Origin of the sequence: Streptococcus parasanguinis, from assembly GCF_000963275.1 — a bacterium.
Lineage (GTDB): Bacteria > Bacillota > Bacilli > Lactobacillales > Streptococcaceae > Streptococcus > Streptococcus parasanguinis_B.
In genome coordinates this window covers 1609456-1634641 of the sequence record NZ_JYOW01000001.1, presented here as the reverse complement: position 1 = coordinate 1634641, position 25186 = coordinate 1609456, and the positions used below count along the sequence as shown (strand labels likewise).

General features: G+C 44.5%; 9 protein-coding genes. All 9 read left to right on the top strand.

What is annotated here, in order from left to right:
• The first annotated feature begins 110 nt into the window (after window positions 1-110).
• On the top strand, window positions 111-7127 hold the full coding sequence (locus tag TZ97_RS11050) for an accessory Sec-dependent serine-rich glycoprotein adhesin (protein ID WP_080934910.1): 7017 nt from the start codon (window positions 111-113) through the stop codon (window positions 7125-7127).
• Window positions 7128-7323: 196 nt separating this feature from the next.
• Complete coding sequence (locus TZ97_RS11045) at window positions 7324-11643, top strand: KxYKxGKxW signal peptide domain-containing protein (RefSeq protein ID WP_045759958.1); 4320 nt, start codon at window positions 7324-7326, stop codon at window positions 11641-11643.
• Window positions 11644-11840: 197 nt separating this feature from the next.
• Window positions 11841-16538 carry an accessory Sec-dependent serine-rich glycoprotein adhesin gene (locus tag TZ97_RS10060; RefSeq protein ID WP_052690158.1) on the top strand — a complete coding sequence of 1566 codons (4698 nt, stop codon included), beginning with the start codon at window positions 11841-11843 and terminating at the stop codon, window positions 16536-16538.
• Window positions 16539-16725: 187 nt separating this feature from the next.
• On the top strand, window positions 16726-17730 hold the full coding sequence (locus TZ97_RS07820; protein ID WP_045759957.1) for a sugar transferase: 1005 nt from the start codon (window positions 16726-16728) through the stop codon (window positions 17728-17730).
• A gap of 224 nt (window positions 17731-17954) precedes the next feature.
• Complete coding sequence (gene secY2, locus TZ97_RS07815; protein WP_045759956.1) at window positions 17955-19172, top strand: accessory Sec system protein translocase subunit SecY2; 1218 nt, start codon at window positions 17955-17957, stop codon at window positions 19170-19172.
• Between the two features lie 8 nt (window positions 19173-19180).
• On the top strand, window positions 19181-20770 hold the full coding sequence (gene asp1, locus TZ97_RS07810; RefSeq protein ID WP_045759955.1) for an accessory Sec system protein Asp1: 1590 nt from the start codon (window positions 19181-19183) through the stop codon (window positions 20768-20770).
• Entirely contained in the window at window positions 20763-22307 is a 1545-nt protein-coding gene (gene asp2 / locus TZ97_RS07805; RefSeq protein WP_045759954.1) for an accessory Sec system protein Asp2, read from the top strand. Before asp1 ends, asp2 begins: the two co-directional genes overlap by 8 nt.
• Window positions 22304-22774, top strand: a complete 471-nt coding sequence (asp3, locus tag TZ97_RS07800; RefSeq protein WP_045759953.1) for an accessory Sec system protein Asp3 — start codon at window positions 22304-22306, stop codon at window positions 22772-22774. The genes asp2 and asp3 overlap by 4 nt, the downstream gene beginning before the upstream one ends.
• Before the next feature lie 25 nt (window positions 22775-22799).
• The gene (gene secA2, locus TZ97_RS07795; protein WP_080934963.1) at window positions 22800-25184 is read left to right on the top strand and encodes an accessory Sec system translocase SecA2; all 2385 of its coding nucleotides are present in this window, start codon (window positions 22800-22802) and stop codon (window positions 25182-25184) included.
• The last annotated feature ends 2 nt before the right edge of the window (window positions 25185-25186 follow it).

The window sequence follows — 25186 nt, the reverse complement described above, 5'->3', positions numbered from 1 at the left end:
CAGGTTCTCTTTTTGTATGCTGTTATTTGTGTTAAAAACTAGTCTTAATTAGTTACTTTTGGGGAAAATTAGTGTATAATAACTCGATATCTAAAATTTAAGGAGCGAACATGTTTTTTAAACGTTCGAAGGGTGATTTTCGCGAAACGGAGCGAATCACGCGTTATAAATTAATCAAATCAGGAAAGAACTGGGTACGGACATCTGTTTCTCGGTTAGGCTTATTTCGTATCATGCGAGGTGGTGTGGATGAAAACATCGTGGTTCAATACGAAGCATCATCACACTCTATGCCTGCGGATCTGGTCAAAGGGATGGTTGTGCTAGGGGCTCTGGCTGGGGCGACAACGGTTGCCAATCCAGTATTTGCCGAGGAAAATGAAATGAATGCGACTGTTGGGTCTGAAATCAGCCCATCGACCGGTGTGGTTGGACAAGATAGCTTTGTCTTGGAAACGACGTCTACCACAGACTCTGTGTCAGCCAGTCAATCTATAAGTGAATCTGTCTCATTTTCAGAGTCGGCTAGTGACAGCCTTTCTTTGTCTCAGTCGGTTTCTTTGAGCGAATCACATGTTGTTAGTGGTTCAACGAGTCCGTCCACTTCAGAAATTGCTAGTAGCAGTGCCTCTGAGGACGATTCAATTCACAGGGCTACTCCTGAAACGAGTGAGAAAGAAGCAGCGGCTCAGACCACTCGCTCGGAAGACCATGTGAAGCGTCTGCAGGTCTTGGCCTTGGATTTATACACCTATCGGGCACAGGCTCTGGAAATTCCTGGGACAGAATCTGCTATTGAAAGTGGAGATCTGGCTTTAGAAGCTATTCGTACTGGCTTGTCCAATCCGGCAATCCAAATTGATGCAGTGGAAAGCCAAGCTAAGAGTGCTCGCAATCGCTTGGTCAATGCTGTGCTTCGTGCGACATCTGGCCAACGGGATCCGCGTAACGGGAATCGTATAGATACTGATAATAGTCTCCGTGCACCTCAATATAGTTTAGGTCCTGCCAACAATGCCTTGATTTCTGTGTATAACTCTGATTACATCAATCAGGTTTATAAGGTTGTTGAAACCAATCCTACACGAAATAATATTAAGAGCATTGGCTACGCTTCTGGTAGCGATCGTGTGAATGGCATTTATGTTCCGCAAACATCGGCCTTGAAAAATAGTGCAGCTGTCTTTAATATCGTGGGGACTGTTGGGCAGACAGAGGTCGTAACACCTGGAAAAATTTATAATGTTTCTTTTGTAGTGACGAATACGGCTAAGCAGTCAGTGACACGTACGCTTCGTATTCAGGTTTTGCCACAAAATGATGGCATTCGTAATCCGATTACGGCTGTGACGACAGCGACTTTTGTCAATGATACTACTAACTTGGCCCAGGCTGAAAAAGAGAAGATTTGGGAAGCGTTTAAGACTGCTAACCCCAATATTGCCACTTCAAAGGACTTTAAATCTTATTCCGTTTCATCATCTGGTGTGGTGACCATTACCTATAAAGATAACACTACAAATGATGTGACGGCTCCAGTGAAGCGACTTGCAGCACCAACTGTTGAAACGAGATTATTGGATAAGGCTTACACACAGACGCCTGTAACGGTGACGGGAGCTGAGCCAGGTTCTACAGTCGTTCTATACAATAATGACGACGAAGTGGGAACAGCTGTGGCAGATGCTTCGGGTCAAGCGATTGTGACGCCGACTGTTAAGTTACAAACGGGTGGTGTAACAGCCAAAGCTCGCATCATGTATGGTGATTATGCGGTGTATTCAGATGCCAGTAATTCCGTGGCTGTAACTGACGGAACGCGTCCTGAAGTGACGGCCAAGTTGACTGTCGATGGTGTGGAACCGAAATCAACCCCTCTTGAAGGTGGTGGGAAGAATTATACTATTTACGCTGGTGATGATGCGGTTGTGACCTTTACAGCTACTGATGACAGTGGCAAGTTGAAAGAAATGAAAGTCGTTGCACGAGCGGATCTGAACGACAATGCTTTGAACGGGAATTTCTTTGGTGGCAGCCAGTATGGAACAGGTGATATTGCTCCTATCACGGGAGATATTACGGCTACCAGTGCGAACCCTGCAACCATCACAACGACCATTCATCTGAAGGATGACCTTTACCATACCTCCCGGAATACATGGCAACGCAACGTCGCGGCTATTGACAATGCGTCCAATATGAACCGTCCAAATGGTTTGGGTGAAATTCGAATTACTCAGGGGCGTCTCGCTGATCGTACGCCAGGTGTGGCGCCGACAAGCACTATTCAGGTGACGAGTCTAACTGCATTGACAGATACAGATAAGAGCAAGGTGATTGCTGCTGTATCGGCAGTCAACCCAGAGGTAGCTAACCGGATTAAGTCCTATACGGTTAATAGTGATGGTACAGTCACCATTACTTATAAAGATAGTACGACCAATGTCGTAGCGGTGAAACTGTCAGATAGTGATCACAGTCAGTCGGTTTCAACTAGTCAGAGTGCGTCTACGAAGACTTCGCAATCGATCAGTCAGTCTTTAAGTGCGAAGCAATCGCAGAGCGTATCGGCTCAGCAGAGCATTTCATTGAGCCAGTCACTGAGCTCGGTTCGCTCACAAAGTTTGTCAGCTTCACTAAGCCAATCAGCGTCGGTAAAAAAATCTGAATCTGTGAAGGTTTCGGAGTCAGCTTCTGCAAGTGTCAGTGCCTTGCTATCTGCTTCGGTATCAGCAAGTGTATCCAAAGTGGTTAGCCAGTCTGTCTCAAGTTCGACATCCGCTTTAACGAGCGCCTCTGTTTCAGTGAGTCAGTCAGCATCAGCATCGCTTTCACAGTCGGTATCAGAGTCACTAAGTCAATCTATTCGCGAGTCGGCTTCAAAATCCGTAAGCCAATCGCAATCTGAGTCAGCATCAGTATCTTTGAGTGAGTCCGCTAGAAAATCAGCATCGTTGAGCACTTCCGTATTAGAGAGTCAATCAGCCTCTACTTCGGTGTCGGTTTCAACGTCTGAATCGGTGTCGACTTCCGAATCAGTATCTGCATCTGAGTCAGCGTCAACATCTGAGTCGGCATCTACCTCAGAATCAGTTTCTACTTCAGAATCAGTGTCAACGTCTGAATCAGTGTCAACGTCTGAATCAGTATCAACGTCCGAATCAGTGTCAGCGTCTGAGTCGGTATCAGCGTCTGAATCAGTGTCAACGTCCGAGTCAGTTTCAACATCAGAATCAGTGTCTACTTCTGAATCAGTGTCTACTTCTGAATCAGTCTCAACCTCTGAATCAGCGTCAGCGTCTGAGTCAGTCTCAACGTCTGAGTCAGTCTCAACCTCTGAATCAGCATCGACCTCTGAGTCAGTCTCAACGTCTGAGTCGGCATCTACTTCAGAATCTGTATCAACGTCTGAGTCAGTGTCAGCCTCTGAGTCGGTTTCAACATCCGAGTCAGTTTCAGCGTCTGAGTCGGTATCAGCGTCTGAATCAGTGTCAGCGTCCGAGTCAGTATCAGCGTCAGAATCAGTATCTACATCAGAATCGGTTTCAACCTCTGAGTCAGTTTCAACCTCAGAATCAGTATCGACTTCAGAGTCTGAATCAACATCTGAGTCGGTATCGACATCAGAGTCGGTTTCAACGTCAGAATCAGTATCGGCGTCAGAGTCAGTTTCAACGTCAGAATCAGTGTCGACATCAGAATCGGTTTCTGTATCTGAATCAGTGTCTACTTCTGAATCAGCCTCTGCATCAGAGTCAGTTTCAGCGTCGGAATCTGTATCAACGTCTGAATCAGTATCCGAATCAGTCTCTACGTCTGAATCAATCTCGACATCTGAATCATTGTCAGCGTCTGAATCAGTGTCAACGTCTGAGTCAGTCTCAACGTCTGAATCAGTCTCAGCATCTGAGTCAGTTTCAGCGTCAACGTCAACTTCAGAATCAGTCTCAACGTCTGAGTCAGCATCTATGTCTGAATCAGTGTCAACGTCTGAGTCAGCATCTATGTCTGAATCAGTCTCAACGTCTGAGTCAGCATCTGTGTCTGAATCAGTGTCGACATCAGAATCAGTTTCAGTGTCGGAATCTGTATCAACATCCGAATCTGTATCTACATCAGAATCAGTTTCAGCCTCTGAGTCAGCGTCAACATCCGAATCAGTCTCAACCTCTGAATCTGTATCTACGTCTGAGTCAGTCTCATCGTCTGAATCGGTTTCTACATCAGAATCAATCTCAACCTCAGAGTCGGTTTCAACGTCAGAATTAGTCTCATCGTCCGAGTCAGTATCTGCTTCTGAATCAGTGTCAACATCCGAATCAGTCTCGACCTCTGAGTCAGTTTCAGTCTCTGAATCGGTATCTACGTCTGAGTCAATTTCAACCTCAGAGTCGGCATCTACCTCTGAGTCAGTTTCAGCCTCTGAATCAGTCTCAACCTCAGAATCTGTATCAGTATCAACGTCAGAGTCGGCGTCAGCGTCCGAATCAGTGTCAGCGTCCGAATCAGTGTCAGCGTCTGAATCAGTGTCAGCGTCCGAATCAGTGTCAGCGTCTGAGTCAGTTTCAGCGTCTGAATCAGTGTCAGCGTCCGAATCAGTTTCAGCGTCTGAGTCAGTTTCAGCGTCTGAATCGGTATCGACGTCTGAATCGGTATTGACGTCCGAGTCATTGTCAGCGTCTGAATCGGTATCTACGTCTGAGTCGGTATCAACGTCCGAATCGGTTTCTGTATCTGAATCAGTGTCAACGTCCAAGTCAGCGTCAACTTCTGAATCAGTCTCAACCTCAGAATCGGCATCAACATCAGAATCGGCATCAACATCTGAGTCAGTCTCAACCTCAGAATCCGTCTCGACGTCTGAGTCAGTTTCAACCTCTGAATCAGTCTCAACATCCGAGTCAGTATCGACATCTGAGTCATTGTCAGCGTCTGAATCATCGTCAGCGTCTGAGTCAGAATCTGCATCTGAGTCAGCGTCAACGTCCGAATCAGTGTCAACGTCCGAATCAGTATCGACATCCGAGTCATTGTCCGCGTCAGAGTCAGTCTCAACTTCTGAATCAGTGTCGACATCCGAGTCGGTTTCTGTATCTGAATCAGTTTCAACGTCTGAATCAGTGTCGACATCCGAGTCAGTATCAACATCAGAATCGGCATCAACATCCGAGTCAGTCTCAACTTCTGAGTCAGTATCAGCGTTCGAGTCATTGTCAGCCTCAGAATCAGTCTCTACTTCAGAATCAGTTTCAGAGTCTGAGTCAGTTTCAGAGTCTGAGTCGGTGTCAACATCCGAATCGGTTTCAGCCTCAGAATCAGTCTCTACTTCAGAATCAGTATCAACGTCTGAATCGGTGTCAACATCCGAATCGGTTTCAGCCTCAGAATCAGTATCTACTTCAGAATCAGTATCAACGTCTGAATCGGTTTCTGTATCAGAATCAGTTTCTACTTCTGAATCAGTTTCGACTTCCGAATCATTGTCAACATCTGAATCAGTTTCGACATCAGAATCTGAATCAACATCAGAATCAGTTTCGACATCAGAATCAGTTTCTACCTCTGAGTCAGTTTCAGCCTCAGAATCAGTATCTACTTCAGAATCAGTATCAACGTCTGAATCAGTATCGGCTTCAGAGTCAGTTTCAACCTCAGAGTCAGCGTCGACCTCAGAATCAGAGTCAGCGTCGACATCCGAATCAGTATCGACATCCGAGTCGGTTTCTGTATCTGAATCAGTGTCTACTTCAGAATCAGCATCAACCTCTGAATCAGTATCGACATTCGAGTCATTGTCCGCGTCAGAGTCAGTATCAACGTCTGAATCAGTGTCGACATCCGAGTCGGCTTCTGTATCTGAATCAGTATCAACGTCTGAATCAGTATCAGCCTCAGAATCTGTATCTACATCTGAATCAGTGTCTGCATCTGAATCAGCATCGACATCCGAATCAGTATCATCATCTGAATCGGCATCAACATCCGAGTTAGTATCTACGTCTGAGTCAGCGTCGACATCCGAATCAGTATCATCATCTGAGTCAGTCTCAACCTCTGAATCAGTGTCTGCATCAGAGTCGGTTTCAACATCCGAGTCAGTATCTACATCTGAGTCGGTTTCAACGTCCGAATCGGTTTCTGTATCTGAATCAGTATCATCATCAGAGTCAGTGTCTACGTCCGAATCGGTTTCGACATCAGAGTCAGTGTCTACGTCCGAATCGGTTTCGACATCAGAGTCAGTATCAACGTCTGAATCGGTTTCTGTATCTGAATCAGTGTCAACGTCCGAGTCAGTGTCTACTTCTGAATCAGTTTCGACATCTGAATCATTGTCAACGTCCGAATCAGTTTCGACATCTGAGTCAGCCTCTGCGTCCGAATCAGTTTCGACATCTGAGTCAGCCTCTGCGTCCGAATCAGTTTCAGCATCAGAATCAGTGTCTACATCAGAATCGATCTCAGCATCCGAATCAGTGTCAACGTCTGAATCAGAATCTGCGTCTGAGTCGGTTTCAACGTCCGAATCAGTCTCGGTATCAGAGTCAGTGTCTACATCTGAATCAACATCTGTTTCTGAATCAGGCTCAGTGTCCGAATCAGTCTCGACATCTGAGTCAGCATCAACATCTGAATCATTGTCAACGTCCGAATCGGTTTCTGTATCTGAATCTGTGTCGACATCCGAGTCGGTCTCAGCATCTGCTTCAGAATCAGTCTCAACATCCGAATCAGTCTCAGCGTCTGAATCAGTATCAGCCTCAGAGTCAGTTTCAACATCAGAATCAGTCTCAGTCTCAACGTCTGAATCAGTCTCTACGTCCGAATCCGCATCTACGTCAACATCTGAGTCAGTGTCTGCATCAGAATCGGCTTCGACATCAGCAAGTCAATCAACATCAGATAATAGTTCGCAATCGGCATCGCTGAGTCAATCAACATCTGGTTTAAGTGCAATCTCAATCTCAGTCTCAGCATCAACAAGTGGTTCACAAAAACAAAGTCAATCTGAAACACTACCGAATACGGGGCAAACAGCATCTGTAACAACTGCTCTTCTTGGAACAGTTTTAGGACTTGCTGGAGCATCAGTACTTGGTCGTCGTAAAAGAGAAGATGAAGAATAATCTTCCAGACTCATTTGAATCAATCCTTTCTCGTTGATAGGTAATAAGAAAAAATTTAAAAAGAGAACTTTCGGGTTCTCTTTTGTGTTTTCTTCTGTATAAGTGAGATAAAATAGTATAAAAAGGGCTCATTTTAGTTACTTTAAGAGGAAAATTAGTGTATAATAACTCGATATCTTATTTTTGAGGAGAGGAAATGTTTTTTAAGCGTTCGAAGGGTGAGTTTCGTGAAACGGAGCGAATCACACGTTATAAATTAATCAAATCAGGAAAAACTTGGGTGCGGGCATCTATCTCGCAACTAGGGTTTTTTCGTATCTCTCGTGGTGATGCGACTGATAAAATCGTGGGACCTTTCGAAACTTCTGCTTATCCAGTTCCTGCTCCGATTTCTAAAGGGATCCTTGTGTTGGGGGCTCTTGCTGGAGCAACTACAATTGCTACACCTGTGTTGGCAGAGGAAAATGAGGTGAGTTCGTTTCTTGAATCTGAAATCATTCCAACAACAGGTGTGGTTGGTCAGGACAGTTTTGTTTTGGGGACGACATCTGCTACAGATTCTGGATCAATGAACCGGTCTGTCAGTGAATCCCTATCACATACGGAGTCAGGTAGTCAGTCTATTTCAAAAAGTAGTTCTTTATCACAGTCGGTTTCTTTGAGCGAATCCTATGTTGCAAGTAATTCAGCTAGTCATGTAGACAGTCCGTTAGCTTCTGAACAGGATCCTGAAATCAGTGAGAAAGTAAACGAGAATCAAACCACTCGCTCAGAGGAAGACGTAAAACGTCTACAAGCCTTGGCTTTGGATTTATACGCCTATCGTGCTCAGGCTTTGGAGATCCCTGGGACAGAATCTGCTATTGAAAGTGGAGATCTGGCTTTAGAAGCGATTCGAAGCGGTTTGTCCAATCCAGCGATCCAAATTGAAGCTGTTGAAAGCCAAGCAAAGAGTGCTCGGAATCGCTTAGCCAATGCGGTGCTTCGTGCGACATCAGGCCAACGAGATCCGCGCACAGGCGGTTCGTTAGATGCAGAGAATCGTTTTCGTGCGCCGTTTTTCATGAGTGGACCTGCAAATAATTATTTGATTACAGCTTACAATTCAGACCCTGTTAAGCTACAGTACATTGTAAGAGAGCGAAGTGGTGGGGTCATCTTGACCTATATGGGATATGCTCCAAACAGTGAGCGCATTGAAGGCGTTTTAGTTCCCAATGCGACTCTGAAATCTCCGTTCGCACCTATGTTGATCGAAGGGAAAATTGGAGGAAATGAGGTCGTAGAACCCGGAAAGACTTATACGATTACAGTTCGTTTTACCAATTCGAACAATCAGTTTATTGATCGCTCTTTCCGAATTAAAGTTTTACCTCAAAATGACGGCATTCGTAACCCGATTAGAGATGTAGCGACCGAGCTCTATGTCAACGATACTAGCAATCTAGCAGAGGTTGAGAAAGATAGGATCTGGGAAGCGTTCAAGGCATCTAATCCCCAAATTGTGAGCTCAAAGGACTTCAAGGAGTATTCTGTCTCAGCGTCAGGTGTAGTGACTATTACTTATAAAGATAACACTTCAAATGATGTGACTGTCCCTGTCAAGCACCTTCCAGTACCTACAGTTACGACGCGACTATTGGAGAAAGCGAATACCCAGACACCTGTAACAGTGACAGGTGCCAATCCTGGGTCGACAGTCGTTTTGTATAACAATGACGAAGAAGTTGGAAGAGCAGTAGCCGATGCTTCTGGTCAGGTGATAGTAGTGCCTACAGTGCCCTTGCAGTCAGGTGGAGTGAATGCAAAAGCTCTCATCTTCTACGGTGATCATCCGGTTTATTCGGATGCAAGTAATTTGGTTGCGGTAACGATGGACTCAACAGAATATAGTCAATCTGTATCGAATTCAGAGTCTATTTCGACAAGTCGATTCGAATCTGTTCGTGCATCAGAGCTTGCTTCAAAGAATGCTCTTGTATCAGCTTCGGTATCAGCCAGCACTAGTGAGTCCGTAACAGTCTCCACCTCAGTTTCGGAGAGTGAACGAGTGTCAGAATCGGTATTCATTTCTGAATCAGCATCGACGTCTGAATCATTGTCAACCTCTGAGTCAGTTTCAGAGTCGGAATCAGTGTCAATGTCCGAATCAGTTTCGACATCAGAGTCAGTTTCAGTCTCTGAATCGGTATCGACGTCTGAGTCGGTTTCTACATCTGAATCAGTGTCTGCATCCGAATCGGTCTCGACGTCTGAGTCGGTCTCAACGTCTGGGTCAGTGTCAACATCCGAATCGGTATCCGAGTCAGTCTCAGCCTCTGAATCAGTCTCTGCTTCTGAATCAGTGTCAACGTCCGAATCGTTTTCTGTATCTGAATCAGTATCTACTTCTGAATCAGCATCGACATCCGAGTCATTGTCCGCGTCTGAGTCAGCGTCAACCTCAGAATCAGTGTCTACATCCGAATCGGTTTCTGTATCTGAATCAGTGTCTACTTCTGAATCAGCATCAACATCTGAGTCGGTTTCAACGTCAGAATCAGTATCGGCGTCTGAGTCAGTATCTACGTCAGAATCAGTCTCAACCTTTGAATCGGCATCGACATCAGAATCGGCATCAACATCTGAATCCGTTTCGACGTCCGAATCAATCTCGACATCAGAGTCAGTTTCAGCCTCTGAGTCGGTATCTACGTCTGAGTCAGCATCTACATCAGAATCTGTATCAACCTCTGAATCTGTATCGACATCAGAATCAGTTTCAACGTCGGAATCTGCGTCAACATCGGAATCAGTATCAGCATCCGAATCATTTTCAATGTCTGAGTCGGTATCGACATCAGAATCAGTCTTAGCCTCCGAGTCGGCATCTACATCAGAGTCAGCGTCAATTTCTGAATCAGCTTCTGTGTCTGAGTCAGTTTCAACTTCTGAATCGGTTTCAACCTCTGAATCAGTATCTGCGTTCGAATCGGTTTCTGTATCTGAATCAGTGTCAACATCCGAGTCAGCATCAACCTCTGAATCAGTTTCTGTTTCTGAGTCAGTTTCGACCTCCGAATCAGTCTCGACGTCTGAGTCAGTCTCAGTGTCGGAATCAGTCTCAATCTCTGAATCAGTGTCAACGTCCGAATCAGCATCTGCTTCTGAATCAGTCTCAACCTCTGAATCGGTATCGGCGTCTGAGTCAGTTTCAACATCTGAATCAGTCTCGGCGTCTGAGTCTGTATCAACGTCTGAATCAGTATCTACATCTGAATCAGTTTCAACGTCCGAATCGGTTTCTGTATCTGAATCGGTGTCTATTTCTGAATCAGCATCAACGTCTAAGTCAGTATCAACATCTGAATCAGTGTCTACGTCCGAGTCGGCATCTGCATCCGAATCAGTATCAACGTCTGAGTCGGTTTCAACGTCCGAATCGGTTTCAACGTTCGAATCGGTTTCTGTATCTGAATCAGTGTCTATTTCTGAATCGGCATCGACATCCGAGTCAGCATCTACCTCAGAATCTGTATCAACGTCTGATTCAGTTTCAACGTCCGAATCTGCGTCTACATCGGAATCAGTTTCAACGTCTGAGTCAGCGTCAACTTCTGAATCGGTCTCAACCTCTAAGTCAGCATCAGCCTCTGAGTCATTGTCAGCATCGTTGAGTAGCTCAGTCTCAGAAAGTCAGTCAGTCTCTACTTCAGAGTCAGTTTCGACATCCGAGTCAGTGTCTACGTCCGAATCAGCCTCTGCTTCTGAATCAGTGTCAACATCCGAGTCAGCGTCTGAGTCAGCATCAACGTCTGAGTCGGTATCGACATCCGAGTCTGTCTCAACGTCTGAATCAGTTTCTGTATCTGAGTCAGCATCAGCCTCTGAGTCGGCCTCTACATCAGAATCAGTCTCAACCTCTGAATCGGCATCAACATCCGAGTCAGCGTCTGCTTCTGAATCAGTGTCAACATCCGAGTCAGCGTCTGAGTCAGTTTCAACGTCCGAATCGGTTTCTGTATCTGAATCAGTCTCAGCATCAGCCTCTGCGTCCGAGTCGGCATCTACATCTGAATCAGTGTCTACGTCTGAATCGGTGTCAACATCCGAATCAGTTTCTGCATCCGAATCAGTATCAACATCCGAATCAGTGTCTACGTCTGAATCAGTTTCAACATCGGAATTAGTATCAACGTCTGAATCAATCTCGACCTCCGAATCATTGTCAGCATCATTGAGTACCTCTGCACCTGAATCAACTTCAACATCAGTAATTACTTCAGTTTCAGTGAGTCAATCACAATCAGGATCGACATCTGGTAGCGGTTCATACTCTAATTCAATGAGCCAATCAATTTCTCATTCAGAGTCATTGTCTGCATCAGAATCAGCAAGTGGATCACAAAAACACAGCCAGTCTGTGGTGCTTCCAAATACTGGCGAAACAGGATCTGTAACATCAGCTCTTCTCGGAGTAGTTACAGGGTTAGCTGGAATTGCTGGACTTACCCGACGTAAAAAGAAGGGGAACTGATCTAGTAGGAAATATCATTTTTTTCGAGTGAATCTCATAGGAGATTCACTTTTTTTCTAGTAGAATGAGGTGTTTTTAATGTGTTACAAAAAAATTTGAAAATTAAACAATAATATAGAAGTTTTTTGTAGCAAATTACTTGAATCTACGTAGTATTCCTGTATAATTAATAATGACTACAATGTAAGGGGAATATCATGCAATTTAAGCGTTCAAAAGGAAACTTTCGTGAAACAGATCGTGTCGTACGCTTCAAATTAATTAAATCAGGAAAAAATTGGCTTCGGGCATCAACGGCTGCTCTAGGCCTCTTTCGCGTGGTACGTGGGCAAGTGGAGGAGACCATCATTGCCAACGTACAGCAAGATCAAATAGAAAGTCAAAAGCATAACCAAGCCTTCTTAAAAGGTTTGATTACGGTAGGGACTGTTTTTGGTGGTGCTGTGCTTGCTACGACTGCTAAGGCGGAGGATGCAACATCACTTGCACCAATGGTTTCTGAGACAAAAGAGGAAACCTTGGCAGAAGTGGATAGTGTGGTCTTAGGAAATACCTCTACCCAGTCTTCAGAATCCAGCTCTGTTTCAGGATCAACCAGCCTTTCTACATCTGTGAGTGCGTCTGCTTCGATCAGTGAATCCACCTCTTTGTCCTTGAGCGAAGTTGGATCAACTGCATTATCAACGGCAATTAGCGAGTCTGCTCAAGCTCTAGAGTCAGAAGCAGGTATTGAAGAGCCGACTAGTTTAGAAGAAGCTACTGTTTTAGAACAAAATACCTCTGAAGCTGAATTGCTTCAAGAAATTGCAGGGAATTACGCATCTAAAATGACGGACACCGATCGCCGAGCAGTGGTCGAAGCGGTCATTAACAAAGTGCAGGCTGAAGTGACTGCAAGCAATAACTTGATCCACACCAATGCCAGTGCGCAAGCTTATGCTGACCAGCGCGATCGTTTGGAGAAAGCTGTCGATGAGATGATGACGACCTTGACAGCTGCAGGTTTTGTGGGAAATACAAATGTAGATGGGAAACCTGCGATCTCTGCTCAGTTGGCTCCTCTAGCTGAGGAAACATACTTGGCTGATGATGTATTGGATATGAGCCCGAACCCAGAAGATCCCAATGGTGCGAGTGTAGAAGATCCTACACTTGACACACCAGGATATGCTAAGGATCCTCATCTAGATAAAGATCTCTTAAGATTTTCGCCTGAAGAGTTGAAAAATTTTTTAGGTGAACCCTACACCAATCGTTATACATTTGGTATTTGGGACTTTGTGAATAAACAAGGAGAGTCACTTGGTTACTATGCGACCATGTCGATTGATATCAGTGAGATAGATCCGGAAAAGCATAAGGCAATGGATGTTTATTTCCGCATTGTCCGAAAATCAGATGGGGCTGAAATTTTTTCACAAACTGTATCTCCAGAAGGATATGGCCAAGATATTCAATTACCAAAAGAAGTACTAATTGGTCAGGCTCCCCTTGGGAACAAGGTTTTTAATTCGGAACCTTCTACAGGTAATGGGACCTTTGGAATGCTAACGAATTTTATTCCGGAACAGGCTTTCTTATTCCGGAGTATTTATGATGTCATGACGCCTGAGAATCAGGGGCAATTGATTAGGACGTATCCTAGTATCAAAATTCCATCTATGATGGGACAACAATCGACCTTCTATAGAGAAGTGGACCCGAATGGTAGATGGTTTAATGGGCAATATGAACCAACGGGGAAAGAAAGATCCTTACTAGAGTATAGAATCTACGGATTGGAAGGCCAGCATTATACAGCTTCCAATCCACGCGAATTTCCTGGTTATGTACAGGTCCCAGCGCATACCGTGTTCCCGAATCGTAAAAGTGGGGTGTTCGATAATAGTAAGAATGGGAAATCAAGAATTGAACTATTAGGGGATGCGCGTGAGCATTTCATTAAAAGTGAAGTTGTCACCCTTAATCAAAATGGTGATTATTCTCTTCGCTACTATGTTTTAGATCCTTCTAAAATCCATGATGTTAGTAGTGGTGATGTAGGAAACGCTAAGGTAACCGATGTATATACACTTGTTTATGAAAAAGAATTTAAACAAGATAGTACGGATAACCTTTCAGATTTAGGTGGAACTCGTAAAGTTGAAAGTAAAAACAAGGATTATTTCCTGAATGTTACACCAAAACGAATAGATTACCAACATTTTGAGTTGGATATTACAGGTTGGTTCTCTAGTAAGGAGACAGTTACATACACTGATGAGAAAACAGGAATAGAATATACTGTTCCAAAACCATTCACGGAACTTCCAAAATCAGCCTACCTCGATAAAAATACGACCATGGTCGTTGGAGAAGATGCAACACCTCAAGGAGCAGATGGTTTTTCCAACTTCAAACAAACGATCAAAAAAATAGTAGATTCATACCCCTTAACGAGTGTGAATTATTACTATCGGAAGATGACACCGTCAGAATCTGCTTCACAATCTCAAAACTTCTCGATTTCAACTTCAGAGTCACTAGTTTCAGAATCCATTTCATCTTCTCAATCTGTTTCGGTCAGTGAGTCCGTTTCCTTGTCACAAGCATCTAGCTCAGTCACTCAATCAGACTCACAGGTTTCAACCTCGATTTCCTTGTCACAATCTGTCTCGACAAGTGAATCCAACTCGTTGATCCAAGAATCGATTTCAGCAAGTCAGTCGGAATCCTTGGTTCAAGCCTCGGTCTCTGCTAGCCAGTCCGATTCGTTAGTACAAGCCTCCATTTCAGCGAGTCAGTCCGATTCGTTGGTACAAGCCTCCGTTTCAGCCAGTCAGTCTGAGTCGTTGATTCAAGCATCAGTTTCTGCCAGTCAGTCCGATTCGCTTGTTAAAGAATCTGTATCCGCCAGTCAGTCAGACTCCTTGGTACAAGCGTCCGTTTCTGCCAGTCAGTCCGATTCGCTTGTTAAAGAATCTGTATCCGCCAGTCAGTCAGACTCCTTGGTTCAAGAATCTGTATCGGCAAGTCAATCAGATTCGCTTGTTAAAGAATCAGTTTCTGCTAGTCAGTCAGAGTCACTAGTTAAAGAATCAGGTTCTGCAAGTCAATCGGATTCACAGGTACAGGCCTCAGTTTCTGCTAGTCAATCAGACTCGCTGGTTCAGGCATCTGTATCGTCTAGCCAATCCGATTCGTTGCTCAAAGAATCCGTATCAGCTAGTCAATCTGATTCCTTGGTTCAAGCGTCGGTTTCCGCAAGTCAGTCCGATTCTTTGCTTCAGGAATCAGTATCTGCCAGCCAATCAGATTCGTTAGTTCAAGCATCCGTTTCCGCAAGTCAGTCCGAGTCATTGGTTCAGGAATCAGTATCTGTCAGTCAGTCAGACTCGCTGATTCAAGAATCAGTTTCCGCGAGTCAATCCGATTCGCTAGTTCAAGAGTCGATTTCAGCTAGTCAATCTGAGTCCTTGATTCAAGCATCAGTTTCCGAAAGTCAATCGCAATCTACTTCTGATATCGAATCTAAGTCTCAAATTACAGAATCTATGTCCTTTTCTCGTTCTGATTCAATGAGTCAGTCGGAATCGCAAGTATCGACTGATTTGCAATCAACATCATTGAGTCAATCAGAATCGTTGGTGCGAGAGTCAGTTTCTGCGAGTGAATCGGAATCATTGGTTCGGGAGTCTGTATCGGCCAGTCAATCAGAGTCGCAGGTTCAAGTCTCAGTATCTGCTAGCCAATCAGATTCGTTGGTTCAAGCATCTGTATTGACCAGCCAATCAGAATCACTAGTTCAAGAGTCGATTTCAGCTAGTCAATCAGACTCGTTAGTACAAGAATCCGTTTCGACAATTCAATCCGACTCCTTGGCCCAAGCATCCGTTTCTACTAGTCAGTCCGAATCGTTGATTCAGGACTCCGTTTCAGCGAGTCAATCCGATTCGCTAGTTCAAGGGTCGATTTCAGCCAGTCAATCAGAGTCGCTGGTACAAGAATCAGTTTCTGCCAGCCAATCAGACTCGTTGGCTCAAGCATCTGTATCGGCCAGTCAATCCGATTCCCTGGTTCAGGAGTCTGTATCTGCCAGTCAGTCAGACTCGCTGATTCAAGCATCCGTTTCAGCAAGTCAATCTGAATCCTTGGTTCAAGAATCAGTTTCTTCAAGTCAATCTGACTCCTTGGCCCAAGCATCCGTTTCGGCAAGTGAATCAAATTCGTTGGCCCAAGCATCCGTTTCGGCCAGTCAATCCGACTCCTTAGTACAAGCGTCGGTTTCAGCTAGCCAATCAGACTCGCTGGTACAAGAATCAGTCTCAGCAAGTCAATTAGATTCATTAGTTCAAGCTTCTGCTTCGACAAGCGAATCAGCTTCAACTTCTCATGTCGTAGCTGCATCGCAGGTTTCAGAGTCTGGATCGTTCTCTCGATCCGTTTCTGAGAGTCTATCTGCTTCACAATGGACATCCTATTCAGAATCTCTAGCGTCAACATCTGTTTCAAAATCTGACTCCTATAGCCAATCAGCTTCACTCCTTTCTTCAAGCGAATCGGCTTCAACGTCCATGCCAGTATCTGAATTTCCTTTGACGAGTGTTTCAGATTCTATAAGCGCATCATCGACAGAGAGTCAATCCTTATCGCAGGAAATTTCTGAATGGATCAGTGTGTCTTATGCGTCAAGTTTCTCTGCTGTGACAAGTTCTTCGAAGTCTGTCGTGTCTTCGTTTGGCACCTCTTACTCAGAATCTCCATCAGATGCAAGCTCACTAACTGCGACGCACTCTTCCGGACCTGCTCTTCCAGAGACAGGTGCCCATCCTTCATCTAATATTCTTGCTACAGGAGCTTCCATTCTTCTGTCTGGATTAGCCCTTTTAGGAATTCGAAAAAAAGATGGCAAATAAAACCTTAAAAGACCGGAATGAACCGGTCTTTTATTGATCTAGAATGTCTAAGAAGTTGGGAAATATGTTATAATGAATGAGGAAGTTTTCGTTGAGGGATATGAAAAAGGTTACTTTGTGAAAAGCTCTGTTTGCCTTCATATCTTCAGAAAATATGGGATTAAAAAAGAAGAGTCAGAGGAAAGAGATGAAAATCCATTTTACAAATTTATTTGGGCAATCTTCAAAAAGTGTTGCTCTGATGGCACAAAACGATATTATGAATGTCGTTCGTGAACTTGGGGTTAATGAATTAGGGATCTACTTTTATGATCATAGCAATGAACCAGCTAGCGAATTGAACTCGCGAATGGATGGGATTTTAGCAGGCGTTGCTTTTGGGGATATTGTCTTCGTTCAATCTCCTTCTTGGAATGGAATTGAGTGGGACCGCCGTTTGGTTGATAAGTTAAAACTCCTTCAAACCAAGCTGGTCATGTTTATCCATGATGTTCCACCACTCATGTTTGAGAGCAATTATTACCTAATGCCTAACTATATCGACATGTACAATCAGAGTGATCTGGTCGTTGTTCCGTCAGAGCAAATGTACAATCGTCTAGTATCAGAAGGGCTCACAGTGAAAAAATATGTGGTCCAAAAGTTGTGGGATTTGACCCACAGTTTGGATCTCTATACTCCGCAATTTGAGAAAAAACTGATCTTCTCAGGAAATCCGTCGCGTTTCCCACATATCATCGATTGGAAATATGAGACACCCCTTCATGTCTATACCGAGCCAGTTGAAGGAGTCGATTATTCTAAGATCCATATGGAAGGCTGGCGGACCAAGCAAGAGTTGCTTCTCGAACTTTCCAAGGGTGGTTTTGGGCTTGTCTGGGGAAATTCTGAGAATCCTGAGGATGAGCGGGATTACTACAAAGAAAATATTTCCTACAAACTATCGACCTATCTATCTGCTGGTCTTCCAGTAGTAGTGCCAGACTATTTGTCAAATGCAGACTATATTCGAGAAAAAGGGCTGGGCTTTGTAGCTTCCAGTCTTAAAGAAGCCAATCGTTTGGTCCAAGACTGTACAGAAGAAGAGTATGCTCAAATGGTCCGAAAGGCTCAATATACTTCTTATTTGATCCGCAATGGCTATTTTACAAAGAAATTATTTGTCGATACCATCATGGCTTTAGAAGAATAATATCCAAGTAAACAAGATTCTTCAGATAAACATCTGAAGGATTTTTTGTTGAATACGGTACCAAATGGGGAATTTGAAATATTATCAAATATTAGTGACAAATGAGTTTGGAAAAGTCGCAAATTATGGTAAAATAAGTTGAGATAAAATGCTCTAAAGGCACATATTTAAAGGCTGTTTCCCTGGTGGAAGAGTCAAAATGAGTAAGAGAAAGTTTAAAAGAAATGTTAAAACGATCTGAAGTAGGAAAGAGATTTTGTTGGACGATATTTTTCGTCTTTATTTATGTTTTGGGAAGTAAAATTTCCCTGCCTTTTGTTGACTTATCAAAGGCCTTGAGACTCAATGAGGGAACGACAACGGGCTTGCAGCTCTCAAGCGCTGTGATGGGGGGAAACCTCCGTGGGATGTCGATCTTTTCGATCGGTCTATCCCCATGGATGTCTTCCATGATTTTGTGGCGGATGTTTACCGTTTCAAAACGCTTTAACCTCGAAAAAACCAGCACGGAGATTGTGGAGCGGCGAAAGATGTACGTGACCTTGGCGCTCGCCATCGTCCAGTCTTTGGCAGTGGCCATGTATCTCCCCTTGAAGACAGGGTTGAACCCCGGACTTGTCATTGCGGTCAATACCATGATTATGGTGGCTGGAGCCTTCTTTTTAGTTTGGCTCTCCGATCTAAATGCCGCTTTGGGGCTTGGAAGTTCTGTTGTGATCATGATGGCTGGGATGGTTATGTACCTGCCAGAAGACGTGATGCAGACCCTTTCAAATGTCAATAATATTCCAGAAATCGCTTATGTTCTGGGCGTGATTTTCATCTTGATTTTTGTCTATGTGGCAGTCTTGGTGGAATATTCCAAGTACCAGATTCCTGTCAATAAATTAGGGATCCACAACAACTTGAAAAGTTATACTTTTTTGGATATCAAGCTCAACCCGGCAGGAGGGATGCCCTTCATGTACGCCATGACCTTGGTGTCCATTCCTCAGTATGCTATGCTCTTGATCTTGTCAATGGATTCCAATGCCAAGTGGGCTGCTCGTTTAGCCAAACACTTGGTGATGGGAGATCCGATTTGGATCCTTCTTTACATTCTGATGATCGCCCTTCTCTCTTTTGCTTTTGCCTTTGTCAATGTGAACGGAGAAGAAATTGCAGATAAGATGATGAAGGCTTCCGAGTATATCGATCATGTCTATCCTGGAGCAGATACACGTCGCTATATCAATAAAATTGTGCTACGCTTGACGGTTTTTGGGACCTTGTATCTGATCCTCTTCACGGCGCTTCCTTTTTCTCTCTTGTTATGGGATAAAGATCTCTTGCGCTTGACCATGATTCCAGGAACCTTCCTCATGTTTGTCGGGATGATTTACAATATCCGAGAAGAAATTCGTGCCCTTCGTGTGAATCAACGTTATACAAGAATATTCTAGGAGTAACCATGTATTATTTTGTACCAGCCTGGTATGGAACGGACCGCATCTGGCAGCAAACAGCTACCCCTTGGTACTGGATGCGAGAGTCCATTGAATTTGACGATACCATTAATCAAGTTCGTATTTTTCAAGAAGCAGAAATGGATCGGATCTTATTGTTGCCTCAATATAGTCCACAACTGCGCTATTTTTTACACCGCCAAGATTTGTTAGAGACAGATGTCCTTTCGATTTTTGATAAGATCCAACAGGTTCCGTCTGATTTAGCTATGCGCCCAGTTCAACTTCAGGACATCGAATGGCCGAGTGAGACCACTTTTTCCTATACTCCCTTTTTGGTGATGGCATTTCGAAAGGGCCACCACCTAGCGAAAATTGATATGGGAGTGGATGGAAACCTTCTCTCTTTGACCCGTTATAAGAATGACGAGATCAGCTACATCGAGTACTTAGATGATCGTGGCTTTATTTCTAGTAGAATCTACTACAATGAGGGGAAACCTTATTTCCAAGAGTATCTGAGTTTTGATGGGCAATGGGTTTTGAGAGAGATGTTGATCGAAGAGAACCACTCCGTCATGGTTAATGAAGCTTTCTTTCCTGCCTTCAAAAAAGAAAGCTATGCCAATATGGGAGACGTTGTCGCTGAAAAAATGAAGGAGCAGCTAGCAACCTTGGTTCCAGGACGAGATCAGTTGGTTTTGGCAGCTCATCCAGCAAATTTGGCTTTTTTACAAGATACAGCAAGTAGTGTCAAGAAAGTCTTGTCTTTCTACGGGGATCGCCAGCCCTTGTCTGCCGAAAACTTTGCCCTCTATTTTGATATGATTGATGCCCAACTCTTGATTACAGATAGTGAAAAAACCAAAGAAGCGATTGGGGTCTTTTCTCCTAGCTTGGCTCAGAAGACACACCGGATTACCTCTTTTGACTCCCGCCTTCGTTTGGGATCTAGTCAGGAACGCAAGGAATCAAAGATTTACTTTTATGTCAATGAAGCTGAGCTTCCAAGTAAGAGCCAGCTCAAAAAGGTTCTGGAGGTCTTGGCGCAACATCCTTTATTTGAGGTTGTTTTTGCATTTTACAATGGATCACCGGAGCGTGTTAAGGAATTAGAAGGGCAACTCGAGGAATTGATCGCTAGCGAGCAGGACTTGCATCTGGTTCAATCACCAGCCCAAATGGAAGGGCTTGGGGAAAACCAGATTATTGATGAAGAGTCTGTACAAGACGCACCGGACTACCGCTTTGTAGTAAAGAATTTTTCAAATGAAAATGACATTATTCAAGAGTTGGAGAAAACACGCTTGATCGTAGATTTAAGCGAGGAACCCAACCTCTACACGCAGATTGCAGGGATCTCTGCTGGGATTCCTCAGGTCAACCGCGTCCAGACAGAATATGTCGATCATTTGAAAAACGGCTATGTCTTATCAAAGGGAGACAAGGAATTAGAGAAGGCGATTACTCACTTTTTATTGGAATTGAAGCCTTGGAACGAAGCCTTGGTCTACTCGATCGAAAAAATTCAAGAATACACCGGTCAACGCTTGATCGAGAAATGGGAAGGATGGATGAAAGAACGTCATGGATAAAAAATTACAAATACCCCATATTCTCCAAATCGGCTCAAGCAGTTGGCAGGATCAAGTGGAGCTTCCTGCTGGACTAGGCTGGCACTTTTTTCAAGCTACCACTCTTCCATCGCTCAAAGAGTATATGGAAGAAGAGGAAATCTCCAAATTCAAAGCCCTGATTCTGGAAAAGCCAGAAGATTTATTAGCTTTAGGAGAAGACCTGGCTTATTTCCAGCCGTATACTGTTTTTTATGATCAAAGCCATGAACTAGAGGCGCCTTCTGACGAATTGGCCCACCTCTTAAGACTCAAGCAAGCAAGACCCTGGGATTTCTCAAACAAGCATCAATTTCTCTATGTCTTAGAGCGCTTTTTATACGACAATCAATATGGAGATGCCTTTACGGTTCGTGACCTGCGAGTGAGACCTGATTTTGCTGGCCGGCAAACGGTGCTGGGGCAACATTTTCTTCAGCTAGATGGATCATACGGTGAAGAGTTTACACCGATTGCTCAGTGGGTCTACAACTACGTGTATGATGCTAGCCGTCCTATCAATTTTTGGTTGGAATATGAAAAAGATCCAAGCTGTCAGCTGCAATTGCGGATCCAATTTTACCGCTTTGGTGCTCTGGGAGAGTGGGTCAAAGATGCAGTCTTTTCAGAAGAAGAGATGGAGCAACCACTAGAATTGGATGGAGCAGAACCTTATTACCTAGCCTTTTCGCTGGAAGCAAAAGGAGAAGGGACGCTTACGATCGGAGCCCTACATAAGCGCTTGTCACATGGTCCTTTAGGAGAGATGACAGTAGGAGCTAAGACGCTACGGGACCACAAACGCCAAGAAATTTTTGCTTATTTCCATCCTGGCGATCTGAAGCCACCTTTAAACATTTACTTTTCTGGGTATCGTCCGGCCGAAGGATTTGAAGGGTTTGGGATGATGCGTGCGATGGGGAGTCCCTTTATTCTCTTTTCTGACCCAAGACTGGAAGGTGGATCCTTCTATATGGGCTCAGAAGAATTGGAAAGTCAAATCACTGCCTTTATTGATCAGCACTTGGACTTGCTCGGCTTTGAGCCAAAAGATATGAATTTCTCAGGCTTGTCCATGGGGACCTTTGGTGCCCTTTACTATGGTGCTCTTTATTCTCCTCATGCGATCTTGGTCGGAAAACCCATTGTCAACCTGGGGGATGTCGCTGCCAACCTGAAATTTAAACGTCCAGATGAGTTTGGAACATCCCTAGACATGATGCAGTTGATCATTGGTCAAGTGTCGCAAGAAGGGATCGGTCAGCTCAATCAACGCTTCTGGGACCGGTTTGACCAGGCAGATTTCAAGGATACGATTTTAGCCCTTGCCTATATGAGGGATGATGACTATGACCAGCAGGCTTATCCAGATATTTTAGAGGCCTTGTATGAATTGCCGGTTCGTATTATCAGTACTAGCCGCGCCGGTCGACACAATGATGCGAGTGGTCCGATCATTGAGTGGTTTGTGACCCAGTACAAAGAAATCATGGAAAGAGACTTTGGAAGAAACCAATGATAAAAATAAAAGAAAATGAAAGCAGACGAATCTACTGGGGCGATACCGTTCTGGCAGATTATCTTTGGGGGTCGACCATTCAAGCGACTGACCAAGGAAGCGTTCAGTTTCAGAACCCCCTCATGCCATCTGGTCAAGTACTGAAAACTTGGCATTCGCAGACAAATTTTGGCGCAACTCGTCAAATTCCTAGTCTGCCCCTGCTCAAAAGAGAGCAAGATTATGAATTGGTTATCACGATGGAAGCGACTCCGGCTCATACCGTTATGGTAGAAATCGTCTTCAAAGATCGCTTTGGAGAGGTCGTTGCCCGTCGAGTAACCGCAGAAGGTCGCTTGCTGTTTACCTATCCAGATCAAGCTTACGCCTATGAAGTACGCTTGCTCAGTGCAGGTTTGCAAGAGTTTACCTTCCACTATTTCACGATTCAACCAATATCGTCTGAGGGAGCAGAAGTTCTCGAATAGACGAACATCACTGCAAAAAAAGAGGATTACATTGGATTACGTTAAATTAAGAAACATCAAAAAAATCTTAAAAGAAGTCAATAGCTGGAAGGATGACATGGCCCGCTTGACGGATCGACAACTACAGGAGAAAACTGTGGAATTTCGGGAACGTCTAGCTAAGGGTGAGACCTTGGATGATCTCTTGCCGGAAGCATTTGCGGTTGCGCGTGAAGCTGATAAACGGGTCTTGGGCATGTTTCCTTATGACGTGCAAGTCATGGGAGGTATTGTCCTCCACCAAGGCAATGTCGCTGAAATGAATACTGGTGAAGGGAAGACCTTGACGGCAACTATGCCGGTTTATCTCAATGCCTTAGAGGGCAAAGGGGTCATGGTTATTACGACCAATACCTATCTGGCAACTCGGGATGCAGAAGAGATGGGACAGGTCTACCGCTTTTTGGGCTTGACTGTTGGAGTTCCCTTGAAACAATCAGAAGACGAAGAATTAGATCCAGAAGTCAAACGGGAGATTTACCGGTCAGATGTCATTTATACGACCAATACCAGTCTAGGCTTTGACTATCTCACAGAGAACTTGACGGCTTCGGCAGATGGCCAGTTTTTGGCAGACTTCAATTACGCCATTGTCGATGAGATTGATTCGGTGCTTCTAGATAGTGCTCAGACTCCCTTGATTATTTCTGGTTCTCCTCGGGTTCAGTCCAACCTTTATGGGATTATTGATACCCTGATCCAAACCTTCAAAGAAGGGGAAGACTTCAAGTTTGATGAAGAAAAGAAACGAGTTTGGTTGACTCGAAAAGGAGCTCATGCAGCAGAAGCTTTTCTTGCTATTCCCAACCTCTATGATCCCCAATACCGTGATTTGGTTCGCCATATCAGCTTAGCCCTGCAGGCCAATAAAAACTTTATTAAGGATAAGGACTATGTCATCCATCCCAATGTCGAAGGGCAACCGGAGATTGTCTTACTAGACCAGGCGACGGGTCGCTTGATGGAAATGACGCGCTTGCAAGGAGGACTCCACCAGGCGATTGAAGCTAAAGAGGGTCTCAAGCTGACCCAAGAAACACGGGCCATGGCTTCTATTACTTACCAAAACCTCTTTAAGATGTTTCGGAAGTTGGGTGGCATGACCGGGACTGGGAAGGTCGCTGAGGCAGAGTTTCTTGATACCTATGCCATGTCAGTGATCAAGATCCCAACCAATCGTAAGAAGATCCGCAAGGATTTACCGGATGAAATCTATCAGACCTTGCCGGAAAAAATCGTGGCTTCCCTGGATTATGTGAAGAAGGTCCACGAAAAGGGCAATCCGATCCTGGTCTTTGCCGGATCCGTTGAGATGTCGATTCTTTATTCGAATCTTCTTTTGCGGGAAGGGATTCCTCACAATCTTCTCAATGCTAACAATGCTCCTCGAGAGGCCCAGATCATTAAGGAGTCTGGTCGAAAAGGTGCTGTGACGGTTGCGACCTCAATGGCCGGTCGGGGAACCGATATCAAGTTGGGACCAGGAGTCGCTGAGTTAGGTGGCTTGGTGGTTGTCGGAACTGAGCGGATGATGAACCAGCGGATTGACCTTCAAATTCGGGGACGTTCAGGTCGCCAAGGAGATCCCGGTTTGACCAAGTTCTTCGTCTCATTGGAAGACGATTTGATGAAAAACTGGGGGCCAGACTGGATCCAGGATACCTATCAAGACTATGATGTGGATGAGCGGATTGGTTCAGCTAAAGCTCTGACCAAGCGCAAGTATAGAAACTTGGTGGAACGGGCTCAAAATGCTAGTGAAAGTTCTGGTCAGGCCAGTCGTCGGATGACGCTAGAATTTGCGGAAAGCATGAACATTCAGCGTGCCATCGTCTACGAAGAGCGCGACCGCTTGATTAAACAAGAAGGACGCTTGGACGACATCGTTGAAAAAGTTCTTCGTTCCGTCTTTTCAAGCGTAGCCCATAAAAAAGAATACAAGGAACCGGTAGCTTTTTATCGCTATATGTTAGACAATGTGAGCTACCAAGTAGATCCGGAAAAGGCCCACCAAACCTTCCGTAGCAAGAAAACCAAAGAGAATTTCTTATGGGAGATTGCTAAAAGCGAGTTGGAAGCTAAGTATGAGATCTTAGGCACCGATGAGGTGATCGCCCAATTCCAGCGCATGGCCATCCTAAAAGCTATCGATGAAAACTGGGTCGAGCAGGTAGACTATCTGCAACAATTGCGCATGGCGCTCTCTGGTCAGTACACCAGTCAGAAAAACCCTTTGGTAGAATTTTTCCAAGAAGCCTACCAATCCTTTGAACGAATGAAAGAGGCGGCCAAAGAACAAATGGTCCGCAATCTTTTACTGAGTCGAGTAGAAATCAATAAAAAAGGGGAAATTGTCTTGCATTTCCCATAAAA

Coding starts and splice junctions, on each gene's coding strand:
- TZ97_RS11050 (WP_080934910.1), top strand. CDS start 111: ATGTTTTTTAAACGTTCGAAGGGTGATTTTCGCGAAACGGAGCGAATC.
- TZ97_RS11045 (WP_045759958.1), top strand. CDS start 7,324: ATGTTTTTTAAGCGTTCGAAGGGTGAGTTTCGTGAAACGGAGCGAATC.
- TZ97_RS10060 (WP_052690158.1), top strand. CDS start 11,841: ATGCAATTTAAGCGTTCAAAAGGAAACTTTCGTGAAACAGATCGTGTC.
- TZ97_RS07820 (WP_045759957.1), top strand. CDS start 16,726: ATGAAAATCCATTTTACAAATTTATTTGGGCAATCTTCAAAAAGTGTT.
- secY2 (WP_045759956.1), top strand. CDS start 17,955: ATGTTAAAACGATCTGAAGTAGGAAAGAGATTTTGTTGGACGATATTT.
- asp1 (WP_045759955.1), top strand. CDS start 19,181: ATGTATTATTTTGTACCAGCCTGGTATGGAACGGACCGCATCTGGCAG.
- asp2 (WP_045759954.1), top strand. CDS start 20,763: ATGGATAAAAAATTACAAATACCCCATATTCTCCAAATCGGCTCAAGC.
- asp3 (WP_045759953.1), top strand. CDS start 22,304: ATGATAAAAATAAAAGAAAATGAAAGCAGACGAATCTACTGGGGCGAT.